General features: G+C 47.9%; 7 protein-coding genes and 2 pseudogenes. All 9 read right to left on the reverse strand.

The features are described 5' to 3' along the window. A pseudogene (locus tag AC13D2_RS04985) lies at window positions 1–180 on the reverse strand (IS630 family transposase); the annotation flags it as partial. Window positions 181–505: 325 nt separating this feature from the next. Next, on the reverse strand, window positions 506–1,264 hold the full coding sequence (locus tag AC13D2_RS04990) for a porin (RefSeq protein ID WP_317307204.1): 759 nt from the start codon (window positions 1,262–1,264) through the stop codon (window positions 506–508). Between the two features lie 41 nt (window positions 1,265–1,305). Next, window positions 1,306–1,512: a hypothetical protein gene (locus AC13D2_RS04995; protein WP_317307203.1), complete on the reverse strand. Its 207-nt coding sequence runs from the start codon at window positions 1,510–1,512 to the stop codon at window positions 1,306–1,308. 467 nt (window positions 1,513–1,979) lie between these two features. Next, window positions 1,980–3,440 (reverse strand): benzaldehyde dehydrogenase, encoded by a 1,461-nt coding sequence (locus tag AC13D2_RS05000; protein WP_482938287.1) that lies wholly within the window; start codon window positions 3,438–3,440, stop codon window positions 1,980–1,982. A gap of 60 nt (window positions 3,441–3,500) precedes the next feature. Beyond that, the gene (locus tag AC13D2_RS05005) at window positions 3,501–4,814 is read right to left on the reverse strand and encodes a TRAP transporter large permease (RefSeq protein ID WP_317307202.1); all 1,314 of its coding nucleotides are present in this window, start codon (window positions 4,812–4,814) and stop codon (window positions 3,501–3,503) included. Further along, the gene (locus AC13D2_RS05010; RefSeq protein WP_348422145.1) at window positions 4,814–5,299 is read right to left on the reverse strand and encodes a TRAP transporter small permease; all 486 of its coding nucleotides are present in this window, start codon (window positions 5,297–5,299) and stop codon (window positions 4,814–4,816) included. The genes AC13D2_RS05005 and AC13D2_RS05010 overlap by 1 nt, the downstream gene beginning before the upstream one ends. A 44-nt stretch (window positions 5,300–5,343) precedes the next feature. Next, on the reverse strand, window positions 5,344–6,321 hold the full coding sequence (gene dctP, locus AC13D2_RS05015; protein WP_286749964.1) for a TRAP transporter substrate-binding protein DctP: 978 nt from the start codon (window positions 6,319–6,321) through the stop codon (window positions 5,344–5,346). A gap of 27 nt (window positions 6,322–6,348) precedes the next feature. Continuing rightward, window positions 6,349–7,923 carry a benzoylformate decarboxylase gene (gene mdlC, locus AC13D2_RS05020; protein ID WP_410797521.1) on the reverse strand — a complete coding sequence of 525 codons (1,575 nt, stop codon included), beginning with the start codon at window positions 7,921–7,923 and terminating at the stop codon, window positions 6,349–6,351. Between the two features lie 322 nt (window positions 7,924–8,245). Beyond that, window positions 8,246–8,369, reverse strand: a pseudogene (locus tag AC13D2_RS05025) (IS630 family transposase); the annotation flags it as partial.

Raw genomic sequence — 8,369 nt, forward strand, 5'->3', positions numbered from 1 at the left:
CGTTTGAGTGCTAACCTGAAGCGAGTCCGAGATCCCTTGAGGCGTCTCGCCTTCATTCAGTAACAAAAGAATCCTGGCACGTTGAGCCAGATGCTGGCTCAGAGTATTGGTTCGGCACCAGCCTTCGAGTTCCAGTTGATCATTTACGGTCAGATTAAATGGGGCTGCGGGCTTGGGCACAATGGAAACCTATGCTTGCTGATCGATGAGTTCCCATTATAACCTTTATGAGACAGCGAATTAACCGAACGGAACACTAGTTTACCGCGAACGTTCCCTTTGCCTCTCTAACCGGTCCCGGTTTTTCCGGGCCTTTTCGTTTTCAAGGTTTCCTCGTTGAACTGGTAAACGGCCAGGTAAAAGATCCAGCACCGCTGACAGCTCCTGGCCGTCTTGGGCTTGCTTTTGCCATTGAGGTTACAGTTTGAAATAGTTCTTGCTGTTGTGGACCAACGCAAAGCAGCACCTCCTGGTGCTGCTTTGCGGGTTGCTTTAACTGATCAGATCAGAAGCTTAACTTGGCCATAAGCTCAACTTGCTGACCATCCGGGCGCAAGGGGCCCAAGGCCAAGTTGTACTTGCGCCACTCCAGACCGACCTCAAGATCCTGGGTGATGTTATGAATCACGTTAGCGCGGTGGGCTTCGTAATCAGTCTCGGCATTATCGTCGACTTCAACACTGGTATGGGCGATATTGGCGCGCCACGTGCTGTTAATGACATAACGAAATCCAACATCATAACCGGCTTGGCTGACAGCTTCGCCATCTTCAACATCTGGAGAAGTTAAGCTGTTGTTTGCTCCAACAGCAGTAAAAGCGCCCAGGCCTTCACCGTAATGTGCGTTTACATTGAGGCTGTGTGGTCCGATCATGAACTTGGAGCCGATGGCTCCGCCTCCCACAAAATCACCGTTTTCGATTTCACGTCCGGATGCCGTGAGAATCAGCCGATGACCGCCGTCAAAATTCAGGTTGTAGTTGACTGCAACATCAGGAATGTCGGCGTCATCGTTAACAGGATCCTGGGCACTAAACCGGAAGTCGCCCGCTTCGTGGCTAATGAGGTTGGAGCGGAAGTTCAGTCCGCCGAGAGTGCCACGGGGGCCCGCGAAAAAATCGAGATAGTCGTTATAGGTTACCGCCCAGAACTGACCGGTCCAGGTCTGGCCCACTGTGGTCTGGTCAACCTTGATGAATGCATGGCGAAGCCGCAGGTCGTTGTTCTCGGCGGGATATGAGCCGCCGTAAAAATCGCCTTCCACGAAGCCGACAATCGTATGGCCGTCCTTCTGGGTAACCGTCTTTAGGTTAACGCGGGACTGGTTCGCACGAGCAAATATACGGGAATCACTCCGTCATCGATCTTTTCATAAATGGCTTCGGTCTTGAAGTAACCGCCAATGCTAAATTTTGTGTCATTGAATTCACCCAACTCGAGGGCATGAGTAGCAGGAGCAACGCCAAGACCAGTTGTGATCGCAAGTGCTAATATTGAATGTTGATAGTTCACTCTTTTTCTCCTTATTTTATGGAGCTTTAACTATCGATTATTAATGATTTATCAAATATCCGATTTGTGAATATCTCTATCCATTTTTTGTACATTTAAATATTTAGGTATTTTGTTTTCTGTTGTTTAAATATGATTTTGGTATGAAGGGGAATGTATTTTGGTTTTGTCGTTAAATATAAAATATCTAGCGATATAGTGACTTATTATTTCTGCAAGGAGGGTGAGAAAATAAAATCGGGTGAGCCGAAAGATAAAAAAGCCATGCCTTTTGATGAGTAATTCTGTAGGGCCAGTTATATAGCCGGATAAATTTGATATGTGATTTTTGTTTATTAAAGTAGAAGTCGCCGCATTATGGGGTTGATGCATGCCTCCCCCATTTAGGTACTGGGGGGAGGCAGTTCATCCATGTATGACAAGATCCGTATCAGTCGTCGATAGTGTTTTGGAAGTGCTCTCTGATGCTAGAACGGATACTGCATGCCGGGACCCATTACACTTATCCATTGTGTTTGCGTGAACTCATCAATATTCGCAGGGCCACCAAAACGGCTGCCGTTACCGGATGCGCCCATGCCACCAAACGGAACCTGGAACTCGTTGTTCACTGTCTGGTCGTTAATATGGAGCATACCTGAACATAGTTGGGTCGCGACTTTTAAGCCACGGGACTCCGACCGGCTATGCACCGCCGCCGCAAGACCATATTCTGAGCTGTTCACCAAAGCGACTGCTTCTTCCTCTGTATCAAAAACCGTAATCGGCGCCACGGGACCGAATATTTCCTCGCGCCAGGCTGGCATGTCGGGTGTCACGTCCGTCAGAACAGTTGCAGGGTAGAAGCGACTGTCGGCCTTGCCACCGGTGAGCAATCGGGCCCCAAGTTCAATGGAACGGTTAACAATATCTTCGACATTTTTGGCTTGACGGTCGTTGATCAATGGCCCTATGTGTACCTGTTCGCTGGCAGGGTTGCCCACGACCAGTTTGGCTGCACGACCAGCCAAGAGCTCGGCGTATCGTTCAGCCACACTCCGCTGTACCAAATGACGGCCCGTCTGCATACAAATCTGACCCTGATGCAGAAAGGACCCCCAGGCCGCACACGATGCAGCGGATTCCAGGTCGGCATCATCAAGAACCACTATGGCGTTGTTGCCCCCAAGTTCCAGCGAAACCTTCTTAAGGTTCCTCCCGCAAATTTCTCCTATCTGCCGCCCTACTGGAGTTGAACCGGTAAACGAAATCATCTTCACATCGGGGTGCCTTACGAGTGCGTCGCCCGTCTCTGCTGCGCCTGGTAGCGCCTGGAACACGCCCTCGGGGATACCCGCAGCCGCGAACAGCTCTGCCAGAAGCAGTCCTCCACACACGGCGCTTTGAATATCGGGTTTCAGAATCACTGAGTTGCCCATTGCCAGTGCTGGTAGAACTGACCGAAGGCTTAGAAGGATGGGGAAGTTCCAGGGAGAGATAACGCCGACAACGCCGATAGGGATACGTTTCCAATAGTTGCGACGACCCGGCATTGCGGACGGGAAAATATCCCCAGTAGCTTGCATTGGAAGGGCTGCCGCCATATGAGCCTGCTCAATGCATGCCTGTAGCTCCCATTCTGCTTTGGGTGCAGTGGAGCCGCATTCACGGATGTTCCATTGATTGATCGTTGTGGCATTATCTTCCAGAGAGCGTGCAACCCGACGCATGATGGCGGCTCGCTGATCAAATGGCATCGCGGCCCACCCCACCTGAGCCCGTTTGGCAATGCGGGCGGCATCATCTATGTCATCTTTGGTACCGGTTGCAAGCATTCCTAGTTGGTTTCCGGTTGCGGGCTCTGTCACCGAAACGAGTTCGCCGCGACCAGGTACCCAGCTGCCCAAGAAAAGTTTTCTATTCCATTGAGCGGGTGTGTTTGTAGTCATTTTCTGGTCTCCTGGATGTTAATATTGTTTGTTTGGTTCATATAAACCTGAGGTTCGTGGTCAATTCATCAATGATGTAAATAGTCCCGATAATCCTGGGAAAATAACCAAAAGAAGTAAGACGCCAACTTGAAGTAGCAAAAATGGAAGTGCAGATTTATACACTATGCCAAGGTTGGTTCCCGCTGGAGCGACACCTTTCATGACAAGTAGAAGCAAACCAAATGGTGGCGTTAACAAACTGATTTCCATGGCAATTAGTGTCAATACTCCAAACCAGATGGGATCGATCTGAAGACTTGCTACTAGCGGCATAAAGAATGGCAGTGTAAGCATTATCATACTGATTTGGTCTGTGAAACACCCTAGAATCAATAGAATAAAGACCATTATTATGACAACCATAAATGGCGACAAATCAAATTCTAGAAAGGTGTTAAGTAGGCCTGTTGTTGCTCCCGAAAATGAAAGTATTTGGGAAAATGTAGTTGATGAAACAAGAATGAATAGAATTATCGTCGATATTTTTGCTGTCTCAAAAACTGCGACTAAAAATGACTTCATATTTAGTGATTTGTAGCAGAAAGAAGCGATAAAAGACGCTATCACCCCAAAAGCTGCCGATTCCGTAGGCGATGCCCAACCGATCAGCATTGAGCCTACAACGACGAAGAAGATACACAGTAGTGGTACTACGTCCCGAAAGAATGGTTTCCATTTTTCAGTCCCTCGGAAAGACTCAGCGTCGTCGATGGGTGCCAGTTGGGGATTTATGGAGCATCGAATCAGAACATAAATGAGAGTGGCCCCCCCAATCAACAGTCCCGGCACTATGCCTGCTACGAGTAGTTTGCTGATTGAAATCCCCGCGAGGCTTGCCAGCGTGACCGCCAATGCCGACGGAGGTATGAGCATCGCTATTCCGCCAACAGCCAGAATTGGCCCCATCGACATTGTTGGATGATAGCCTTTCCGTTCCATTTCGGGGAGCATCGAACTGCCCATCATCGCGGTGTTGGCGATACTCGATCCTGACAATGTCGCGAACGCCGTTCCGCCCAGAATAGACACGATACTGAGTCGACCAGGGACGGCTGAGATAAGTCGTTCAATGGCTGATATTGCCCGATATGCTAGCCCCGTATGGAAGAGAACTTCGCCCATAAGAATAAAAAGCGGGATAGGTATCAGTGAAAAAGACGAAATCGCCTCTGCTGAGTTCAGGGCCATTTGCACTAAGCCGAACTCGCCACCGAGGAACACAAATGCACCGAGTATATTGATCGCAAAGAATGCAAAAACGACGGGGACTCCAAGAATCATAAGAAGCAGAAGAGGCCCAAGTAAAAGGAATAGACTGAGCTGCCAATCCATTAGGATGATCCTCTTGCAGGTATTGTTAGTCGCCGGAAAAATTCAATGCAAATCAATAGAAAGCAAACAACTGGGGCTGTCAGGAGCCACCATTCGGGAACAACCAATGACTTGATTTTTAACGTCTCGTTCATGAAGGCTTCGAAAGTTACACGAAGCATCAGATAAAATAGTATTGCCCCTATAATTAATCCTATAAGGTTGATTGACACTTCTATTTTTTTTCTGATGTGCTCCGGCGAACCGTGAAGTAGGAAGTCGACCTTAATATGTGCCGACTCATATAACACCCATGGTGCGGCAAGAAATGCAGAAAAACTAAGTCCATACTCACATATTTCAGTAACCCATGACCAAGAAAAACCGCCAGTGTTTCTCAGAATTACATTCGTAAAAATAAGAATTGAAATGAAAAATATTATCAGGCCAGATGTAACGCCCGATATTTTCATTAGTAGGTCATAGGTTTTCGCAAATTTTGTCATTTTTTATAATCTCTCTGACCAAAGGTTGCGATACTCATCGGTGGTTATTCGATGATTGTTTTAATCCTGTTGGCAACATTGGGTGAGTTTTTAATAACGTCAGCCCAAGCGGCATCTTTTGCTACGTCAAGGAACTTCTTGCGTTCAGTACCTTGCAGTGTAATGACTTCTATGCCGGATTCGGCTTGGCGCTTTTGCTCAATCTTATTGATAGACTCATTCTCGTCATTCAGTGATTCGAGCCAGATGGCATTATCCGTAAGATAGTTCTGCTGTTCGGTTGATAAGCTATCCCATTTGCGCTCATTGATCATGACGGTCACTTCTGCATGGTAGAAACCAGGGTCGATTCGGTATTTCGTTTGTTCTTGCCAACCAAGGTCAAAAATACCTTGCATAGTCCAGCCATATCCGTCTACAACACCACGTTCCAGCGCGGTATAGACCTCACCAGGGGCCGTTTGTACAACGCTCGCACCAAGAGCTTCAAAGAAGGATCGGTAGATCGGGGTTACTCTCAGACGTTGACCATCTAACTGGGCAGACTCAATCGGTTTGTTAGTGTAGAGATGGAACTGATTGTTATAGTTGGTGAAAGCAAGTAGATGGACGTTCATTTCGTCCTTCCATATCTTTTGAAGTTCCGGCCATTTTCCGGTTTCGCGTAGTTGTTGCGGAGAGTAGTTCGTCAACTTCAGCGCGTCAGCTGACGGCATTACATTGCTGTAGAAGGCACCCGTCGATAGAATCATGTCAACAACGCCATTTTTGACCGCATTTCCAATTTGGAATGGAGGCATTGCTTCTGGGCCGCCTATTAGCTTGATCTGTATAGGGGAATTTTCGTCTGAGTTTATTTTTTCTACAAATTTTTCAAACGTGCGAGTGAGCGCGGTATTCATGTTAAACCCGCTAATTGCGGTTATTTCAGTTTTTTCTTTAGCGAATACACTGGTCGACGTTGAAAATAGTAACGCGACACAAACTAAAAAAGCGGATAAGTAGAGGTTTTTTTTGTTCATATAGTTCACCTTTTGGTTGTTTGAGTTTTATATTGCTACTTCGATAAGAAATGGTCGGCTCATTTCAAGAGCTTTTATGTAATGTTCTTTGAATTCTTTAATGGTTCTAACTTTGATGGCACCTACCCCGTACCCTTCAGATATTTTTACGAAGTCGACATCTTCGATAGTTAATCCTGGAACTTCATCGTCGACACCGAATAGTTCAGAGAACCATTTCAATGCTGAATACCCTCTGTTATTAATCACCACGTAAATAGCAGGGATGTTGTAATGTGCAGCCGTCCACAATGAAGCAATGCTGTAATGGGTGGATCCGTCACCGATGAAAGCCACCACTTTCCTGTTCGGGCAGGCCAGCTGAACACCAAGTGCTGCGGGCATCGCAAAACCTAAGCCGCCCGCCGCAGCGAAGTAATAACTGCCGGATTCTTCCATTGTTACTCGCGACCAGAGGGTTGCGAGTGTTGATGTAGCTTCATTCAGGTAGATACTGTTTCGGGGGGTCAGCGCGTTAACCACATCAAAGAGTGACTCAGGAGTAAGTGTCGCGTCATCGTCTATATTCCGGCTAACTGTCATTTGGAAGCAGGGACATTCGGCCGCTTTTTCGGGCAGGCTTTCGTAAAGCGCGGCGACAACGCTCTTTATGCTCCCAACTACCGCTTCACCGACCGGGGCCCTGGCAGCTTCGTCGCTGTCGGAGGTGATGTGAATCAGCTCTGCCTGGTCAGGAATCAGTGTGCCGGGATCATTCTGGTGATAGCGAAAAACAGGGCCGCCAATGACGATGATCAGGTCATGGTCAATAAGGTGACTACAAAGAGCCGCTTCTCCGGCAGGCAATATTCCAGCAAAGCACCGGTGGTTTGTTGGAAAGGGGCAGCGGGGCGCGGATGGTGCAACCCAGGCCGGCGCATGAAGTTTCTCGGCCAGTTTTGCGACAAGACCATTACATCCCTCACCATCGACCTCCGGGCCGAGGACCAGTACTGGATGTTTAGCCGCCTGGATCTGATAACTTATTCTTTCCAGGAGCACCTTATCTGGTGCTCCGCAGTGCGAAACGCGTCGTTTTTCTAGCTGGAGCGCATTCTCACTGATGGTTTTTTCCCAGTCATCGTAAGGTATCGAGACGTATACAGGCCCCTTGGCCGGGGCCATTGCAGAATTGAGTGCCCTATTGATGGAGTGGGGAACCTCCTCATGGCTCAGTGGTTCAAAGCTGTCCTTTACTAGCGGCCTGGGCAGCATGGTGGCATCTGTGTTTTTAAGCATCGGATCAGCGTAGGTCATGGTTCGGGCTTGCTGCCCAGCTGTTACAACGATAGGGCTATGGGAGTTGCGTGCGTTGGTCAGTCCTCCCATTGCGTTTCCAGTCCCGGCAGCAGAATGCAGGTTAACGAAGGCTGGTTGGCCCTTCGCCTGTGCGTAGCCCTCTGCAATCCCTATGACAACGCCTTCATCCAGACCGAGGATGTATTCAAAGTCGTCGGGAAAGTTTCGCAGAAAGTGCAATTCGTTAGAGCCGGGGTTACCAAAAACCTTGTCGACTCCATGATTTCTAAGTATCTGGAACACTGTTTCTTTAACAGACGGCAGAGTATTGGTCATGAGAGCTTCTTATTACTGATTGGACTTTCACGTTATCAACGCTCTACTCATTGATCAAATAGATATTTAGAGTAATTAAATATCAGTGTTATCTATATCTAAACATTGACTCCATACAAAGAAGATTCAGGCATGATCAAGGCATGTATGGCTATTTGTGTACGTATTAGCATCAGTTTGAGTGATGAACGTCATGCCGACGGACGTTGACCAAGTTGGGTCGTGCTTTCTTCGAGGGAATATCGATGCGATTGTCAGAAATGTCTGGTGTCTGACTGAGACAATTTAAATGTACTAGTGTCCCATTCGGTTAATTCGCGCGCTTATTATCAATGGCACTCAGCTTTGCCCGCGCCACCGATGTCATAATAGCTTCGGCGCTTTTATGCCACCGGAACGGCTTGGCCAGTTTTTCGTTGTGGACCTTAATGTAC

The organism is Marinobacter sp. B-12, assembly GCF_056857915.1.